Here is a 17,146-nt window from a genome sequence, read left to right as displayed (position 1 = left end):
AATTACAAGCAAATTAACGCAATTAATGTAAGTGATATTGTCAGAAGGGAAAACGATCAAGATCGCTAATTATGAACGAGAGATGAATATTTGTTTATAAAATTAGAGTTTGCAGCGGAGCTAGATCAATATTCAACAACCTATTAACAAGCGGTCGTAAGGTGATCGGTTTGGTGTTCTATAAAGCGAGGGATGTGTAAAAAAAGATAAAAAAATACCGATAACAGTGTTATCGGTATCGAGAATTAAGATGCAGTGTAAATTACATTACACGCATACCTGGCTGAGCACCTTCATGAGGTTCTAAGATCCATAGATCTTTACCACCAGGGCCCGCTGCAAGGATCATACCTTCAGACATGCCGAATTTCATTTTACGCGGTTTTAGGTTAGCAACCATTACCGTCATTTTACCAACAAGCTCTTCTGGTGTGTAAGCTGATTTAATACCAGAGAATACTTGACGCATTTCACCACCGATATCCAATTGGAATTTCAGTAGTTTGTCTGCTTTTGGCACTGCTTCACAAGAAACAATTTTAGCGATACGCATATCAATTTTAGCAAAATCATCAAACTCGATTTCAGCTTCAATTGGCTCATCTGTTAATGGGCTTTTTGGTTGGGCCGCTTCAATCGCCGCTTTATCAGCCGCTGCTTCTTCTTTAGATGCTTCAACCATTGCTGCAACATGGACAGGATCGATACGATTAAACAATGCCTTGAACTTAGTAACTTCATGGTTTGTTAATGGTGTTTCGATGCTTTCCCACGTTAGCGTTTCATTTAAGAAAGCTTCAGTACGCTCGGTAAGTTTTGGCATTACAGGTTTTAGGTAAGCCATTAATACGCGGAACAGGTTGATACCAACAGTACAGATTTCTTGTAGCTCTTGATCTTTACCTTCTTGTTTCGCCACAACCCAAGGTGCTTTTTCATCAACATACTGGTTAGCTTTATCAGCCAGTGCGGTGATTTCACGAATAGCGCGACTGTATTCACGGTTTTCATAAAGATCACCAATACGTGTTGCTGCGCCAACGAATTCAGCGTAAAGCTCAGGCTCTGAAAAATTCTCAGATAACATGCCGTCAAAACGCTTAGCAATAAAGCCTGCGTTACGTGATGCTAGGTTAACAATCTTGTTCACAACATCGCTGTTTACGCGTTGAGTGAAATCTTCAAGGTTAAGATCGAGATCATCAATACGGTTGTTTAGTTTTGCTGCGTAGTAGTAACGTAGGCATTCAGGATCAAGGTGGTTTAAGTAAGTACCCGCCTTGATAAATGTGCCTTTAGATTTTGACATCTTCGCGCCATTCACGGTTACGTAACCATGTACGAACACGTTATTTGGCTTACGGAAACCTGCGCCATCTAGCATTGCAGGCCAGAATAGGCTGTGGAAGTAAACAATGTCTTTACCGATGAAGTGGTAAAGCTCAGTTGAACTGTCTTTATTCCAGAATTCGTCAAAATCAAGATCATCGCGCTTGTCACAAAGGTTCTTAAATGAACCCATGTAGCCGATTGGTGCATCTAGCCATACGTAGAAGTATTTGCCAGGTTCGCCAGGGATCTCAAAACCGAAGTAAGGTGCATCACGAGAAATATCCCACTGTTGTAGGCCTGACTCGAACCACTCTTGCATCTTGTTTGATGTTTCATCTTGAAGTGCACCAGATTTAGTCCACGCTTTTAGCATGTCTTCAAACTGTGGCAGATCAAAGAAGAAGTGCTCTGAGTCTTTCATGATTGGTGTAGCACCAGATACAGCTGATTTTGGATTAATCAGATCTGTTGGGCTGTAAGTTTCACCACAGTTATCACAGTTATCGCCGTATTGATCTTCAGCTTTACACTTAGGGCATGTGCCTTTTACAAAGCGATCAGGCAAGAACATTTCTTTCTCAGGGTCAAACAGCTGAGAAATAGTGCGGCTAGTAATAAAGCCTTTGTCTTTTAACTGGGTGTAAACAAAAGAAGCAAGTTCGCGGTTTTCAGGCGAATGCGTGCTGTGGTAATTGCTAAAGTCAATATCGAAACCGGCGAAGTCAGCTTGGTGCTCTTTGCTCACTTCTGCAATCATTTGCTCAGGTTCCACACCCATCTGCTGGGCCTTAAGCATGATTGGCGTACCGTGTGCGTCATCTGCACAGATAAAATGAACTTCGTTGCCACGAAGGCGCTGGTAGCGCACCCAAATATCCGCTTGAACATGCTCTAGCATGTGACCTAAGTGGATAGAACCGTTAGCGTACGGCAGGGCGCAGGTCACCAGAATTTTTCTTGGATTAGCAGCCATAATTACTTCTTTCGCTCGTGATGGGTAGAAAAACATAGCTGCAAATACTACCTGATGGACAGCATATTGACTAGCATCGGATACTGATTTATCTGTTTTAGGACGGGGGAAATCGGGCAGAAAGGGTACTTTGGTGGTAGCATGAAGAAAAAGAGGGTGATATTACCTCGCAGCATCAACGTTACTGGTTGTTTTCTATACTAATACTGTGACGTAGATGTTGCTAATAAGCGATGACATTTATGTGGAGTGCTAATTTATGGCAATAGAAACAAACCATTTCGACAGTGTTAGTGATATTAGCCAATGGCTAAATCAGTTTGAACATCCGCTACTAAGTGCAGAATGGGCGGATGTCCCTCATCTTGTTTCGGTATCGGCAGAGGGGGTAATTATGATTACCATCCCGTTTGCAGCCAACGAATTAGCGCAACAGTTACGTCAATGGATTGCAGAGCAACAGCAACAAGGTATTGTGAATGCCGCGTTAAACGTTGATGTTCGTTGTCGAGTGGCAACGTTAGCTGTTGCTGATAAGCAGCCACTTCAAGGTGTTAAAAACATTATTGTTGTGAGTTCAGCTAAAGGTGGTGTTGGTAAATCAACAACATCGGTTAATTTAGCATTGGGTTTACAACAACAAGGTGCCAAAGTCGGCCTATTAGATGCTGATATTTATGGTCCTTCAGTCCCGATGATGTTAGGTACAATGGATGCTAAGCCGCAATCGCCTGATGGCAAAATGATGTCACCTATTGAAGCGTATGGCTTGTATACCAATTCTGTGGGTTATTTAGTGCCAGCAGAGAGCGCAACCATTTGGCGTGGTCCTATGGCATCAAAAGCTTTGGCGCAAATTATCAGTGAAACATGGTGGCCAGATCTGGATTATCTTGTTATTGATATGCCACCAGGTACGGGTGATATTCAATTAACGTTATCACAGCAAATTCCTGTGACAGGTGCGATAGTGGTGACAACGCCGCAAGATTTAGCCTTAGCTGATGCGATTAAAGGCATTAGTATGTTCAATAAAGTCGATGTTCCTGTGCTGGGCATTGTTGAAAATATGAGTTATCACATTTGTAGCCATTGTGGTCATCAAGAGCATATTTTTGGTACGGGTGGCGCGGCTAAAATGGCACAAGATTATGCAGTACCGTTATTGGCACAATTGCCATTAGATATCAAAATTCGTCAAGATATTGATAACGGTAAGCCAACAGTGATTGCCGCTCCTGAATCAGAACAAGCTGGTGCATACATTATGTTAGCAGCCAATATCGCTAGTCGATTATATTGGCAGGGTGAAACGGTTGCTGAGCAGATTACTATTCGTACAATGTAACAGCTAATCAAACAAAACCTGTTGATATTATAATCAGATATGACAGATGCCTCATTTTTACTGGTATCTGTCATAGCAACTGCTTATAATCGGAGGGTTTAATTTATCCAAATTCGCCTTGCTACGTGGTCTAATAGGTACTTTCTGATATGTCTGAAACTTCACACCAATGCGTTATTATCGGTATTGCAGGCGCTTCTGCTTCCGGTAAAAGTCTGATTGCCAGTACAGTTTATAAAGAGTTAAAAGAAAAAGTCGGCGATCATCAGATCGGTGTAATCACGGAAGATTGTTACTATAACGATCAAAGCCACCTATCAATGGAGGATCGTGTTAAAACTAATTACGATCATCCAAGTGCACTAGATCATAATTTATTATGTGATCATTTAGAGCAGTTAATGAAAGGTGAAGCAGTAGAAGTACCACAATATAGCTACAGCGAGCATACTCGTTTACAAGAAAGCACCACGATGACACCGAAAAAAGTGATCATTTTAGAAGGTATTTTATTGTTAACTGAACCTCGTTTACGTGACATTATGCATGCGAGTATCTTTATGGATACACCATTGGATATCTGTCTGTTACGTCGTTTACAACGTGATGTTGCTGAGCGTGGTCGTACGATGGAATCAGTATTGATTCAATATCAAAAAACAGTACGTCCAATGTTTATGCAGTTTATTGAACCATCAAAACAATATGCAGATATTATTGTTCCTCGTGGTGGTAAGAACCGTATCGCAATCGATGTGTTAAAAGCACATATCGCTAAATTGCTGCGTTCGTAATGATTTAAAATAAATAAGGCTGACAATATGTCAGCCTTATTTTTATGGTTATAATTGTTGGGTGTAATCCCGTTACCCTTTGCTGACCCATCAACGACACTGCGTTTTATTGATGAGTTTTGTTATACCACTCTCATGTGCTAAGCACTGACAGGATAGAGTGTGTATTATGCAGGAGAGTTTGAATGAGACTTTGTGATAGAGATATCAGGGCTTACCTTGATGAAGGCAAAATCAGCATTGAACCACGACCATCTGATGATTGTATAAGTGGCCTAACGATTGATGTAAGCCTTGGGAATAATTTCCGCGTCTTTAATGATCATGGTGCACCATTTATTGATCTATCCGGTAAAAAAGAAGATGTCGCCACTCAACTTGAAAAAGTAATGAGTGATGAGATTATTGTCGCAGAAGAAGAAGCCTTTTTTCTTCATCCGGGTCAGCTTGCATTAGCGGTTACTCATGAGTCAGTGACATTACCCGATAACATTGTTGGTTGGTTGGACGGTCGTTCATCATTGGCCCGTTTAGGTTTAATGGTGCATGTAACTGCGCATCGTATTGATCCTGGTTGGTCTGGACGGATTGTGCTTGAATTTTATAATTCAGGTCGTTTACCATTAGCGTTACGACCACATATGCCTATTGGTGCGCTAAGTTTTGAGACCTTGTCGGGTCCGGCGGAAAAACCGTATAACAAGCGTGTTGATGCGAAATATAAAAATCAGCAAGGTGCTGTGGCAAGTCGTATTAATGAAGATGACAAACAAAGTTAATCTGCTTAGATGCTCATTATTGTTGTTATTGTTCAAAATTTATTAGAGGCAGCCTTCGGGTTGCCTTTTGTTTAGCTATTATGTTTATGATGAACTAATCTTGGAGTTAATGGTCTTAATAACATTGATTTATAGGGTTAATTTCCAACAAATTCTTTTTGCATAGCACACTATTAATTGTGACGTTATATGCATATCCGAGGGCATAATGAAAAAAATACTGTATATATTACTCGGGCTGATTTTATTAGTCGTGATTGGTATTGGTGCACTAGTAACGTTTGTAAACCCAAATCAGTTTAAGCCATTACTGACTGAGCAAGTTAAGAAAATGACGGGACGAGACTTAGTTATTAATGGTGATATTAATTGGCGTTTTTTCCCTACATTAGGATTAAGTGTTGGTGAAACTGAATTTCGAAATCCTAAGGGGTTTGCTGAGCCTAATTTAGTGCAGTTTAAACAAGCAGACTTATCCGTATCAGTTTTACCGTTATTGTCTCAACATCTTGATATTGGTGAAATGCGTTTAGATGGCGCGCATGTTTTTGTTCAAACTTTAGCAAATGGTCATACTAACCTTGATGGTTTAATGGCTAAAAAAGCAGAAGCTGAAACAACAACGACAGAAAATACGATAACGAATCATGATCAAAAGGCACTGTGGAAAGTATCAGTTGCTGGTATTAAGTTAGTTAATGCGAGTGCAGATATACGTAATGATCAAACCAAGATGGTTGCACAACTTAATCACGTTAATTTCACGCTTGATAGCTTTCAGCCACAAACATGGACTAAAGCTACCTTTAATGTGCAAGGCAATGTCAACGCATTAACCTTTAGTGCGCAAGGTAGTACAGATATCAATCTTGCCGCTGACTATAAGAATGTTAATTTAAAAGCGTTATCTGCCACAATGAGTATGACTGACGGTAATATTGATATTAAAAATGCAGCATTAGGGCTTGATCAATTTACTCTTGGTCAGTGGTCAAATGTGACTTTTTCAGTGGATGGCAAAGTACCAAATCTAAATTTTGATACTCACGGTGCGGCGAAAGTTAAACTATCAACAGATCACAATGTTATTACGGTTCAAGGGCTAAAAGTCACCAATGATTTAGTGGGTAAAACGTTACCTCGTCCTACAATCAACTTAGTGGTTGATGCTGATGCAACGTATGATATTAGTCAAAAATTGACCTTGGTGAGTCAGTTAACGCTTAATGCCGATGGCACAATGGTATCAGGGTCGGGTTCATATTTAGCGGCGGATATTCCTGATATTCGTTTTGCATTATCAAGCGATGCTATTAATATTGATGATTGGTTGCCCGCTAAAACAGTAGCGACAAATTCAAATAATAATGCGTCGGCAGCTGCTGCGATGAATACGGTTGTTGCTAAAGAAAATAACGATACTTCAGCGCAAGAACCTGATCTTAGTGCACTAAAAAATATCAATCTTGCTGGTATGATAGCGATTAAGCAGTTAACCGTAGATAATGCTGATGTCGCAAATGTTAAAGTGGTGACTTCGGTTAAACAAGGTGTGGCAACGATTAACCGTTTTGAAGCCAATTTATATGGCGGTAAAGTAACGGGTAGTGCTTTTGTTAATGTAAACAGTGCATTGCCAAGTTACCGTCTAAAAAATACCATTTCAAATGTAAATATTTTACCGTTATTAACTGCGGTGGCGAATAATAAGTTGCTTGCAGGTAAAGCCAATATTACAACTGATTTAAGTGGACATGGCTTATCGGAAGCAAATATTCGTCATAATATTGCAGGTTCGATTAAAGTAAATATTGCAGATGGTGCTGTATATGGGATCAATATTCCTGATTTATTACGCAATGCGAAAGCTAAATTAAAAGACCAAACAAATACGGCCAGTGATACAACGAAGAAAACAGATTTCTCAGCACTAACCACAACGCTAAAACTGAATAATGGATTTGCGGCAACAGATAATTTTCAATTGGCGTCACCGTTAGTTGTCATTACAGGCAAAGGAAGAACAAGCCTTGTTAATGAAGGTATTGATCTTATGGTTAATTCTGAGATTGTTGCTAGTGGTAAAGGACTGGATAAAATCAAAGGCATTGCCGTTCCTATTCATGTGAGTGGAACTTGGCAACAGCCTAAATATAACTTAAATATTAAAGACTTATTTAAGAATAATGCAGAGCTAGAGAGTAAAGCTAAGAAAGAAATCAATCGCGGCTTAGAAAAACTTTTTGGTGATAAAGCAAAAGACGATAATATTAAAAATGCCGCCGATAAGCTACTTAAAGGGCTTTTCAATTAACCCTTAAATAGTGGTGGTATTGTTAAGGTAAAGCATAATAGAAAAGGTTTGCTATTACTGGCAAACCTTTATTTTTTAACTATATAATCAATTAGGTAGCAGGTGTTTAATGACTTGTTATTATTAGGTGGGTTTGTTTTATCCATTGCTAATATTGTTGAGTATTTTTATGACAGCACCAATTAAATTATGACGAACAAAATGACATCTTCTGAAAAATCGACGTTATTCTCTAAAATAATGGGAGTATTAACCCTTGTTGGTAATGCGATAAAAGCATTGCCTCCGATCGATCACTTTATACGGGCAGCTGATCGCTTTAATGACCGTTTAGGCAGTCAGTTTGGTGCAGCAATTACCTATTTTTCATTTTTATCACTTATTCCCATTTTAATGGTGCTTTTTGCTGCTGCGGGTTTTATTTTAGCGTCAAATCAAGCATTGCTAACCAATATTATTGATAAAATTGTTGCAGGTGTAACTGATCCTAATTTGGCTAATACACTAAAGCAAATGGTACAAACTGCAATTAATCAACGTACTACTGTTGGTTTGAGTGGCTTGGCGATTGCGCTTTATTCTGGCATCAGTTGGATGGGAAATTTACGCGAAGCTGTTCGGGCACAAACCCGTGATGTGTGGGAACGTAAACCAGAAGACAAAGAACATATTCTTCTACAATACTGTAAAGATCTTATTGGTTTAACAGGGTTAGTAGCGGCATTAATTTTTACCGTCGTATTAACCTCTGTTGCCGGTTCTGCGCAAGCAACGATTGTTGATGCATTAGGCCTTGGGGGGATTACGTGGTTACGACCTGTATTAACGACCATTGCTTTGACCATTTCTATTTTAGCTAACTACCTTATGTTCCTGTGGATCTTTTGGATGTTGCCTCGTCGCCGCTTTAACCGTAAAAGTTTAATGCAGGGGACATTACTGGCTGCTATTGGTTTTGAAGCGATTAAGTTTGCGATGACGTTCTTATTGCCTAAATTAGCTAGCTCACCATCAGGTGCTGCCTTTGGTTCTATTATCGGTTTAATGGCTTTCTTCTATTTCTTTGCACGATTGACCTTATTCTGTGCAGCTTGGATAGCGACAGCTAAAGAAAATCGTCCCGATGATAGTGTTACTGAAGAGAATGTTGCTACAGAGAGTGTTACCGAAAAATAGTTTCCATTGCTCATAAACAGACGGTAATGGATAAAAAGGATAGCGTTATCGCTGTTCTTTTTTTTTGTATTGTTACAAATGTTGAGTGTTGATACTGTTTGCATCCCATTATTGAATGCAAAGTGATGAATATTATTGTTGCTGTGTAAGTGAACACTATGATTTTTTTATCATCTTGGATGTGGGTAAGGTTACTTGGTGGTGATTTTTTTGTAATTATTTGTGATTAATTAGGTGGTTAAGTTGTTTTTATATGCTGACTGTTATTTGTGATGGTTCTCATAAGTAAAATTAAGCATTTATTGCTATTAAGTAGTTTGATATTTATCAATATCAGTGATTAAGATAAGAGGCATGTTGATCCTAATAATCGGTACTTTGGTTAACAGAGTATCAATGATATATAAGGAGATAGGTCATGTTGTATTTGGAATTTTTATTCCTATTGTTAGTACTGTATGCAGGTAGTCGCTTTGGTGGTATTGGGTTAGGGGTTGTGTCGGGATTAGGTTTGCTGGTGGAAGTGTTTATCTTCCGTATGCCACCGACATCACCACCGATTACCGTGATGTTGATTATCCTTGCGGTTGTAACATGTGCATCCATTCTTGAGGCCGCTGGTGGCTTAAAATACATGCTGCAAATAGCAGAGCGTATTTTACGAAGTAATCCGAAGCGCGTTACTATTGTTGGTCCGTTAGTGACTTATATTATGACCTTTATGTTAGGGACGGGTCATGCGGTATATTCAATTATGCCAATTATTGGTGATGTTGCCCTTAAAAATGGTATTCGTCCAGAGCGTCCAATGGCGGCTTCTTCTGTTGCCTCTCAACTTGCGATCACTGCCAGTCCTATTTCTGCTGCTGTCGTTTATTATCTTGCTCAACTGTCGACCATCACTGAATCTATTCATTTATTATCCATTTTGATGGTGACTATTCCTGCAACCTTAGGCGGTACATTACTATTATCACTATATAGTTTGCGTCGTGGTAAAGAGCTTGCTGATGATCCTGAATATCAACGCCGTTTGAAAGATCCAGTTTGGCGTGAGCAAATTTTGCATACCACTAAAACCTCACTCAATGAACAATTACCACGTTCTGCTATGCATGCGGTGATCTTGTTTATTGTCGCATTAATAACGATTGTTATTGTCGCGATGGTGCCAGAAATTCGTACCATTGGTGATGCCAAGCCTATTTCTATGTCATTAATTATTCAAATGATGATGTTAGGTTTTGGTGGTTTAATTCTATTAGTGACACGTACGAATGTGCAGAAAGTGCCTGAAGGGGTAGTGTTTAAATCAGGAATGGTCGCAGCGATTGCTATTTTTGGTATTGCTTGGATGAGTGATACTTATTTCCAATATGCGATGCCATCATTTAAATCAGGCATTACGGCAATGGTACAAGATTACCCATGGACATTTGCATTGGCATTATTCACGGTTTCTGTTGTGGTGAACTCACAAGCAGCAACAGCTAGAATGATGTTACCTGTCGGTTTAGCGATGGGATTAAACCCAGCGTTATTAATTGGTTTAATGCCAGCGACATACGGTTATTTCTTTATTCCTAATTATCCTTCAGATATCGCAACTGTTAACTTTGATGTAACAGGTACGACTCAAATTGGTAAGTGGTACTTTAACCATAGCTTTATGATGCCTGGTTTAATTGGTGTTATTTCAGCATGTTGTATTGGTTATACACTTGCACAAATCATTATTTAAGCGCTAATTCGTCTCACTTTGTTATGAATGGCTTTTTAAATAGCAAAGGGCGAATCATTAGATTCGCCCTTTTAACGTTAAAGCGTACAGTATTTTAAATCTGATAATTAATCGTCAGCTTGCTTTTTACCCTGTTCTTCTGGTTCATCATAAGGCCAATAGTGATGACCAATTCGAATTAAAACAGTCGCTGCGGAGAGAATAAAGGCGGCCAGTGATAACCAAATAATAAAAGTGCCATCAAGCTCTTTCATGCCAAGAGTGATATAACGGGCAATAGCCATAATCGCGATATAAAGTGGGTATCGTACGGGGATTTTACCGTGAGCAACAAATTGTTGCACCATCGCCAGAATTTCGAGATAGATAAACATTAATAAAATGTCGGTTAACTGAATATTGCGGTTAACAAATACATGAATGAATTCATTCACCATCGCAACAACGGTTGCTAAGGTAATGGCTAGTAATAATATTGCTTCTAAAATATGAAAAACTTTCAGAAATGGTTTACTAAATGAGCGGGGTAAATGAGACGGCATACTTTCTCCAGCTTTAATGCTGTTTATATTTTTAATAGGCATTTTTGTATTATAAAATGTAATGCTTATTCTAATAGTAAAATATCATTCAATCTAAATGAGTGTTAGTTTATTGTCCATATTGCTTTTTTTTAGAACGCTAGACGCTGTTGTCTTTACCAATCAATGCCTTTGCGCGCTTTGATTCCTTGTTCAAAAGCATGCTTAACATTGCGTACTTCAGAAACGGTATCTGCAATATCAATTAAACGACGATGAGCCGCACGTCCTGTAATAATAACGGTTTGTTGTGATGGTCTGGCGTTGATCGCGGTAATGATTTCATCTAACTCAATATAGTCGTAAGTCACCATATAAGTCAGTTCATCAAGCAACACCACGTCTAATTTCTCATCCGCTAACATCGCTTTACAATCGGCCCATGTCGCTTGTGCTGCAAGTGTATCTGCCGCTTTATTTTGGGTTTCCCATGTAAAGCCAGTTGCCATAACCGAAAATATAACTCCATGTTGTTGTAGTAGATTACGCTCACCACAATCCCACGTGCCTTTGATAAATTGACCAACACCACATTGTTGACCATGGCCGACAGCGCGCGCGATCATTCCAAAGCCTGAGGTCGATTTTCCTTTACCGTTGCCTGTTATAACCAGTACTAATCCTCGCTCTTGTTGTGCGGCATTAATTTTACTGTCAACCTGTTCTTTTAAGCGTTGTTGACGGGCTTGGTGGCGATCATCCTTGGTGGTTGCATCAACCATAATTTCCTCTTTGGTAACGGTGCGGTATTTATAATAAATACCATCATAACGTATTGGTGATTATAAACGAAAGCCCGCGTAGTCACAGGACTACACGGGCTTTTATTTTGGTGAATTACGTTGATTAGCCTAGAACATCCGTTGCAACTTTATAGGTTGGATCTTCTAGCATGTTTACTTCAACTAAGTTACCTGCTTTTTGTAGTAATCGACGACATTCAGGGCTTAGGTGGCGAATGTGAAGGGTTTTCTTGCGGGTAGCATAGCGTTCAGCAAGGGTATCAATCGCTTCAATGGCTGAGTGGTCAGCAACACGTGAATGAGCAAAATCGATGATCACAGTTTGTGGATCATTAGGTGCGTCAAATAACTCAAGGAAATGAGATGCTGAACCAAAGAACAATGGGCCATTAATTTGGTACACTTTTGCGCCGTCGTTATCAATGTGAGAACTGGCATAAATTTGTTTGGCATGATTCCACGCAAACACTAAAGCTGAGTAAATCACACCGACGAATACGGCAACCGCAAGATCCGCGGCAACCGTCACGCAGGTAACAAGAATAATGGTGAAGAAGTCATGTTTTGGTACTTTACGCATCATACGTAAACTTGCCCATTCAAAGGTACCAATCACCACCATAAACATCACACCAACCAGTGCCGCCAGTGGAATCATCTCAATGAATGCTGATCCAAATAGAATAAACACCAGTAGACCAATGGCAGCAGTAATTCCTGATAAACGACCACGACCACCAGAGTTAATGTTGATCATTGATTGACCAATCATCGCACAACCACCCATCGCGCCGAAAACAGAACAGGTGATGTTTGCCATGCCTTGACCGACACATTCACGGTTACCGTGACCTCGTGTATTGGTCATTTCATCAATAACAGTCAATGTTAGTAATGATTCGATTAAACCTACCGCAGCAAGAATTAAAGAATAAGGCAGAATGATTTTAAGTGTTGCTAGATTAAAGCTAACATCAGGTAGGGCAAAAGTGGGTAGAGAACCCGCTAATGTGGCGTTTGCATCACCACTCATCGCGCGAACAAAGTCGACCACGGTACGTGAGTCTAAGCCTAATACATGCACCAATGCTGTAACGGTTAAAATGGCAACTAATGAAGAAGGGACCGCTTTGGTGAGTTTAGGTAAAAAGTAGATGATAGACATAGTTAACAGCACTAAGCCCAGCATGATATAGAGCTGACTACCGTGCATCCATTCAAGACCACCAGTTAGTGATGGCACTTTAAACTGACCGAGTTGTGCTAAGAAGATAACAATAGCAAGACCATTCACGAAACCTATCATGACTGGGTGCGGCACCATGCGAATGAATTTACCGAGGCGGAAGACACCTGCGAGTATTTGGAAGACACCGGCTAACATCACCGCCGCAAATAGGTATTGAATACCATGCTGAGCAACAAGGCTGACCATGACAACAGCCATTGCACCGGTTGCACCAGAGATCATGCCAGGGCGACCGCCAAAGATGGCTGTTATTAAACCAACAATAAATGCGGCGTACAGACCAACCATAGGATCGACACCCGCAACAAATGCAAAAGCAACGGCTTCTGGTACTAAGGCGAGAGCTACAGTTAATCCTGAAAGGATATCATTTTTGACTGATTGTTGTGAGACTTGAGGAAATTCAGGCATATATTAGGCGTTCTTCTCTTCGCTAAAATGGATGGATAATTAAAAGGTATTGAGTAACAGAATGTTACCGAAAGATTTACAATGCTTCAACTTAAGCCGTTAAAAGGTGCAAATATGTGCTTGTATAGCATGTTAATTAAGTTAAACCGTGAAATTGTTAAATTTTGTGGTTATTTCTGACTCAAAAAGCGGTGATAAAAAAAGCCATGCAGATGCATGGCTTTTTATTGGCAGATTACACTAACTTAGTCAAAAGATGGCTTAGTCATTGGAGCTGCTGCTGTATTTGTTGCTGTTTGGCTACCTGCTGAGCGTGTTGTTACACGTTCACGTAGTGGTGCAGCTTCAACGTGAATTTTCACAGCTGTTTCTACAGGTGCAGGTGCTTTAGTCATTGCCGCTACCGCATGGAAACCACGTGGAGAGGTTGCTGTTACTGCAACAGCTTCAGTGACAATTTTTGTCATTGGTGCTGATGCTGTTTTAACAACTGGAGCTTCAACAACTGGTGTTTCAACAACGGGTGTTTCAACAACTGGTGCTTCAACAACTGGTGCTTCAACAACGGGTGTTTCAACAACGGGTGTTTCAACAACGGGTGTTTCAACAACGGGTGCTTCAACAACTGGTGCTTCAACAACTGGTACTTCAACAACAGGCGCTTCAACAACTGGCACTGCACGTAATGGGAATGCTTTACCCATTGCAAGTTCAGGCATCGCAACACCACCTAAAGACGGTTGTGATACTACCTCTGGTAATGCTTGAGCGATCACAGGCTGATGAGGCTGCTCTGTAACAACGTCTGCAACAGGAGCTTCAACTGTTGGTTTAATGCGAGACCATACTTTGCCCATTGCCATCTCTGGTGCCGCAACACCTGATGTTGGACGTAGTGCTTTTGGTTTCTCAACAATAGAGACAACATTTACCATATCGCTAATGGTATCTGTTGCTTCAACAACTGCGTATTCAACAGCATCTGCAACGTTATAACAGCTTGGATCTTCATGCTGTTCATAATCTTGTTTTTCAACACGAGTATCACGAATGCGACGACGACGTTGGCCGCTAGCGCGTAGGTGACGTGGTGAACGACGGTTGCGACGTTGGTTGTTATCCTGCTCGTTTGTTTCTGATTGTTCATCAGTAACTGATTGATCTTGAGCTGGTGTTGTTTGTGCTTCTTTTGCAATCGTTGTACCCATTTCCATTAATGGTGATGGGTTAGTGATCGCAGTGATAGCATTCGTTTCAACAGGGTTAACAGCTTCAACCGTTGCTTGGTCTTCAATAACCGGTGCTACTTTGTCAGTAATACGGATTTTTTTCTGTAACTGACGACGTTGACGACGTTGTTTAACCTTAACGACTTTGTCTTCTGCTTCTACTGGCGCTTCAACAACAACGGTTTCAGTTAGTTTTACTTTAACTTCGTTTGATGGTTGGCGTGGTTGCTTCTGCGCTGGAATCTCTTCTTTACGAGATTGGCGTGGTTGCTCTTTCGCTTCTTCAGTACGAGGTTGACGTGGTTGCTTCGCTGGACGTTCTGCTTGAGGTTGACGGTTTTTGTCCGTGCGCTCATTACGTTCATTGCGACGACGAGGTTGACGCTGCTCGTTGTTGCGATCTTGTTCAGCGTTGTTGTCTTGATCACTCTCTTGATTGCCATTACGGCGAGTGTTATCACGGTTACCTTGACGGTCATTACGGCGATTATCAGGACGACGGTTATTGTTGTTACGATGATTATTATTCGTTTGTTCTTTTACTGGCGTTTCAACATCTTGTTTAACAGCTGTTTGTTGTTCAGTGCTGTTATTAAAGAATGAAGAAATGGCAGCAAAAAGACGACTAAAGATAGTTGGAGCTTGAGCAATAATCGTTTGTGGTTTAGTTGCCACTTGTGGTTCTGGTGCCGCTACCACTGGTGCTGGTTGTTTTGGTGCAGCGAAACCGTGTAGAACAGGTTCTTCACGTTTTTTTGTTGTACGTTCTTGTTGTGGCGCTTCAGTTGCTTCCGCTTCTCTTAATGCATCAATAGCATTTGGAAGATGGTACGAAAGTGTCTCTTGCTCTTCACCTTCACGAATACGTAACACTTCAAAGTGTGGCGTTTCCATGTCTGCGTTTGGCACAATAACAACATGCACATTGTGGTATTTCTCAATGTGCTGTACTGCTGGGCGCTTTTCGTTTAATAAGTAAGAAGCAACAGGCACAGGTACAATTGCAACTACTTGTGAACTGTTATCTTTTAATGCTTCTTCTTCAATCAGACGCAAGATAGAGAGTGATAGTGATTCATTATCACGCACAACACCCGTACCTGTACAACGAGGACAAACGTGATGGCTTGCTTCTGCTAAAGATGGGCTTAAACGTTGGCGTGACATTTCAAGCAAACCAAAGCGAGAGATACGACCAATTTGTACACGCGCACGGTCAACACGAACAGCTTCACGTAAACGATTTTCTACTTCACGTTGGTGACGAACTGGCGTCATATCAATGAAGTCGATAACTACAAGACCACCAAGATCACGAAGACGTAATTGACGTGCAATTTCATCTGCGGCTTCTAGGTTAGTTTGTAGTGCTGTTTCTTCGATATCACCACCCTTTGTTGCACGGGCTGAGTTGATATCAATTGACGTTAGTGCTTCTGTTGGATCGATAACGACTGAGCCACCTGAAGGTAAACGAACTTCACGCTGGAACGCAGAGTCAATTTGGCTTTCAATTTGGTAGTGACTAAATAGAGGTACTTCACCTTCATAACGTTTAATACGCGATAAGAAATCAGGGCGAATTAATTTGATATGATCACGTGCGCGCTCAAAAATTTGTGGGCTATCGATAAGAATTTCACCGATATCACGACGAAGATAATCGCGAATAGCACGTGCAATAACATTGCTTTCTTGGTGGATCAAGAACGGAGCAGCTTGAGATTCAGCGGCTTCTTTCACTGCACTCCAGTGATTAAGAAGAACATTTAAATCCCACTCAAGCTCTTCACCTGATTTACCAACACCAGCTGTACGTACAATTAGACCCATACCGTGAGGCAGTTCTAATGTGCTTAATGCTGCTTTAAGTTGTGTACGCTCTTCACCTTCGATACGACGAGAAATACCGCCAGCACGAGGGTTATTAGGCATTAACACTAAGTAGCTGCCAGCTAATGAGATAAAGGTTGTTAGTGCGGCACCTTTGTTGCCACGCTCTTCTTTATCAACTTGAACGATAACTTCTTGGCCTTCTTTCAAGACTTCCTTAATGTTAGGACGACCTTGGTAAGAATAATTTGACGGGAAGTAATCTTTAGCAACTTCTTTTAAAGGGAGGAAGCCATGGCGTTCTGCACCGTAATCAACGAACGCAGCTTCCAGGCTTGGTTCGATACGTGTGATGCGGCCTTTGTAGATATTTGCTTTTTTAGATTCGTGACCTGGGCTTTCGATATCAAGATCAAATAGCTTTTGGCCATCAACTAATGCGACGCGCAACTCTTCCTTCTGAGTTGCGTTAATCAACATTCTTTTCATTATATTGTACTCATTATTGTTGTTGTATTAGCGCCGCTGATTACGTCAAAATTTTGATGGTGCCTGACTCCAAGTCTGATGTACGGGTGCAACCTCACGGTTGGAATGCAGGAGTGCTCTATGGCCACACGTATTAGCCAACTATGTCGAGATG

At 40.7% G+C, this 17,146-nt stretch carries 11 protein-coding genes; 6 read left to right on the top strand and 5 right to left on the bottom strand.

All coding sequences use genetic code 11. The annotated features are described in order from the left end of the window. Nucleotides 1-262 precede the first annotated feature (262 nt). Nucleotides 263-2,305 (bottom strand): methionine--tRNA ligase, encoded by a 2,043-nt coding sequence (metG, locus tag C9J51_RS06385; protein WP_045036715.1) that lies wholly within the window; start codon nucleotides 2,303-2,305, stop codon nucleotides 263-265. Nucleotides 2,306-2,564: 259 nt separating this feature from the next. On the opposite strand from metG, the gene apbC reads away from it, so the two are divergent. The 6 genes from apbC (at nucleotide 2,565) to C9J51_RS06355 (ending at nucleotide 10,457) form a co-directional block, all read left to right on the top strand. Further along, on the top strand, nucleotides 2,565-3,653 hold the full coding sequence (gene apbC, locus C9J51_RS06380) for an iron-sulfur cluster carrier protein ApbC (RefSeq protein WP_045036714.1): 1,089 nt from the start codon (nucleotides 2,565-2,567) through the stop codon (nucleotides 3,651-3,653). 149 nt (nucleotides 3,654-3,802) lie between these two features. Further along, nucleotides 3,803-4,447 carry a uridine kinase gene (udk, locus tag C9J51_RS06375; protein WP_107236841.1) on the top strand — a complete coding sequence of 215 codons (645 nt, stop codon included), beginning with the start codon at nucleotides 3,803-3,805 and terminating at the stop codon, nucleotides 4,445-4,447. Between the two features lie 185 nt (nucleotides 4,448-4,632). Further along, nucleotides 4,633-5,226: a dCTP deaminase gene (gene dcd / locus C9J51_RS06370; protein WP_045036712.1), complete on the top strand. Its 594-nt coding sequence runs from the start codon at nucleotides 4,633-4,635 to the stop codon at nucleotides 5,224-5,226. 208 nt (nucleotides 5,227-5,434) lie between these two features. Beyond that, on the top strand, nucleotides 5,435-7,540 hold the full coding sequence (locus tag C9J51_RS06365) for an AsmA family protein (protein WP_107274913.1): 2,106 nt from the start codon (nucleotides 5,435-5,437) through the stop codon (nucleotides 7,538-7,540). A gap of 189 nt (nucleotides 7,541-7,729) precedes the next feature. Continuing rightward, a complete protein-coding gene (gene yhjD / locus C9J51_RS06360) occupies nucleotides 7,730-8,716 on the top strand; it encodes an inner membrane protein YhjD (RefSeq protein WP_045040717.1) in 987 nt (328 codons plus the stop codon). Between the two features lie 418 nt (nucleotides 8,717-9,134). Continuing rightward, nucleotides 9,135-10,457, top strand: coding sequence for an anaerobic C4-dicarboxylate transporter (locus C9J51_RS06355; protein WP_045036709.1), 1,323 nt, complete (start codon nucleotides 9,135-9,137; stop codon nucleotides 10,455-10,457). A gap of 107 nt (nucleotides 10,458-10,564) precedes the next feature. Here C9J51_RS06355 and C9J51_RS06350 read toward each other — a convergent pair whose 3' ends face one another. The 4 genes from C9J51_RS06350 to rne all read right to left on the bottom strand — a co-directional run bounded on the left by C9J51_RS06350 (nucleotide 10,565) and on the right by rne (nucleotide 16,992). Then, entirely contained in the window at nucleotides 10,565-10,999 is a 435-nt protein-coding gene (locus C9J51_RS06350; protein ID WP_045036708.1) for a phosphate-starvation-inducible protein PsiE, read from the bottom strand. Nucleotides 11,000-11,154: 155 nt separating this feature from the next. After that, the gene (gene cobO / locus C9J51_RS06345; RefSeq protein WP_045040716.1) at nucleotides 11,155-11,760 is read right to left on the bottom strand and encodes a cob(I)yrinic acid a,c-diamide adenosyltransferase; all 606 of its coding nucleotides are present in this window, start codon (nucleotides 11,758-11,760) and stop codon (nucleotides 11,155-11,157) included. Between the two features lie 124 nt (nucleotides 11,761-11,884). Beyond that, complete coding sequence (locus C9J51_RS06340) at nucleotides 11,885-13,441, bottom strand: SulP family inorganic anion transporter (protein WP_045040715.1); 1,557 nt, start codon at nucleotides 13,439-13,441, stop codon at nucleotides 11,885-11,887. A gap of 245 nt (nucleotides 13,442-13,686) precedes the next feature. Next, nucleotides 13,687-16,992: a ribonuclease E gene (rne, locus tag C9J51_RS06335; RefSeq protein WP_107274912.1), complete on the bottom strand. Its 3,306-nt coding sequence runs from the start codon at nucleotides 16,990-16,992 to the stop codon at nucleotides 13,687-13,689. Between the last annotated feature and the right edge of the window lie 154 nt (nucleotides 16,993-17,146).

The sequence above is a fragment of the Photobacterium iliopiscarium genome (assembly GCF_003026395.1).
GTDB classification, from domain to species: Bacteria; Pseudomonadota; Gammaproteobacteria; order Enterobacterales; family Vibrionaceae; genus Photobacterium; species Photobacterium iliopiscarium.
The sequence above is the reverse complement of the archived record's forward strand: the minus strand, read 5'-3'. Positions and strand labels throughout refer to the sequence as shown.

Bases quoted from the DNA above. Each gene is read 5' to 3' on its own strand.
- metG (WP_045036715.1), bottom strand. From the start codon at position 2,305: ATGGCTGCTAATCCAAGAAAAATTCTGGTGACCTGCGCCCTGCCGTAC.
- apbC (WP_045036714.1), top strand. From the start codon at position 2,565: ATGGCAATAGAAACAAACCATTTCGACAGTGTTAGTGATATTAGCCAA.
- udk (WP_107236841.1), top strand. From the start codon at position 3,803: ATGTCTGAAACTTCACACCAATGCGTTATTATCGGTATTGCAGGCGCT.
- dcd (WP_045036712.1), top strand. From the start codon at position 4,633: ATGAGACTTTGTGATAGAGATATCAGGGCTTACCTTGATGAAGGCAAA.
- C9J51_RS06365 (WP_107274913.1), top strand. From the start codon at position 5,435: ATGAAAAAAATACTGTATATATTACTCGGGCTGATTTTATTAGTCGTG.
- yhjD (WP_045040717.1), top strand. From the start codon at position 7,730: ATGACGAACAAAATGACATCTTCTGAAAAATCGACGTTATTCTCTAAA.
- C9J51_RS06355 (WP_045036709.1), top strand. From the start codon at position 9,135: ATGTTGTATTTGGAATTTTTATTCCTATTGTTAGTACTGTATGCAGGT.
- C9J51_RS06350 (WP_045036708.1), bottom strand. From the start codon at position 10,999: ATGCCGTCTCATTTACCCCGCTCATTTAGTAAACCATTTCTGAAAGTT.
- cobO (WP_045040716.1), bottom strand. From the start codon at position 11,760: ATGGTTGATGCAACCACCAAGGATGATCGCCACCAAGCCCGTCAACAA.
- C9J51_RS06340 (WP_045040715.1), bottom strand. From the start codon at position 13,441: ATGCCTGAATTTCCTCAAGTCTCACAACAATCAGTCAAAAATGATATC.
- rne (WP_107274912.1), bottom strand. From the start codon at position 16,992: ATGAAAAGAATGTTGATTAACGCAACTCAGAAGGAAGAGTTGCGCGTC.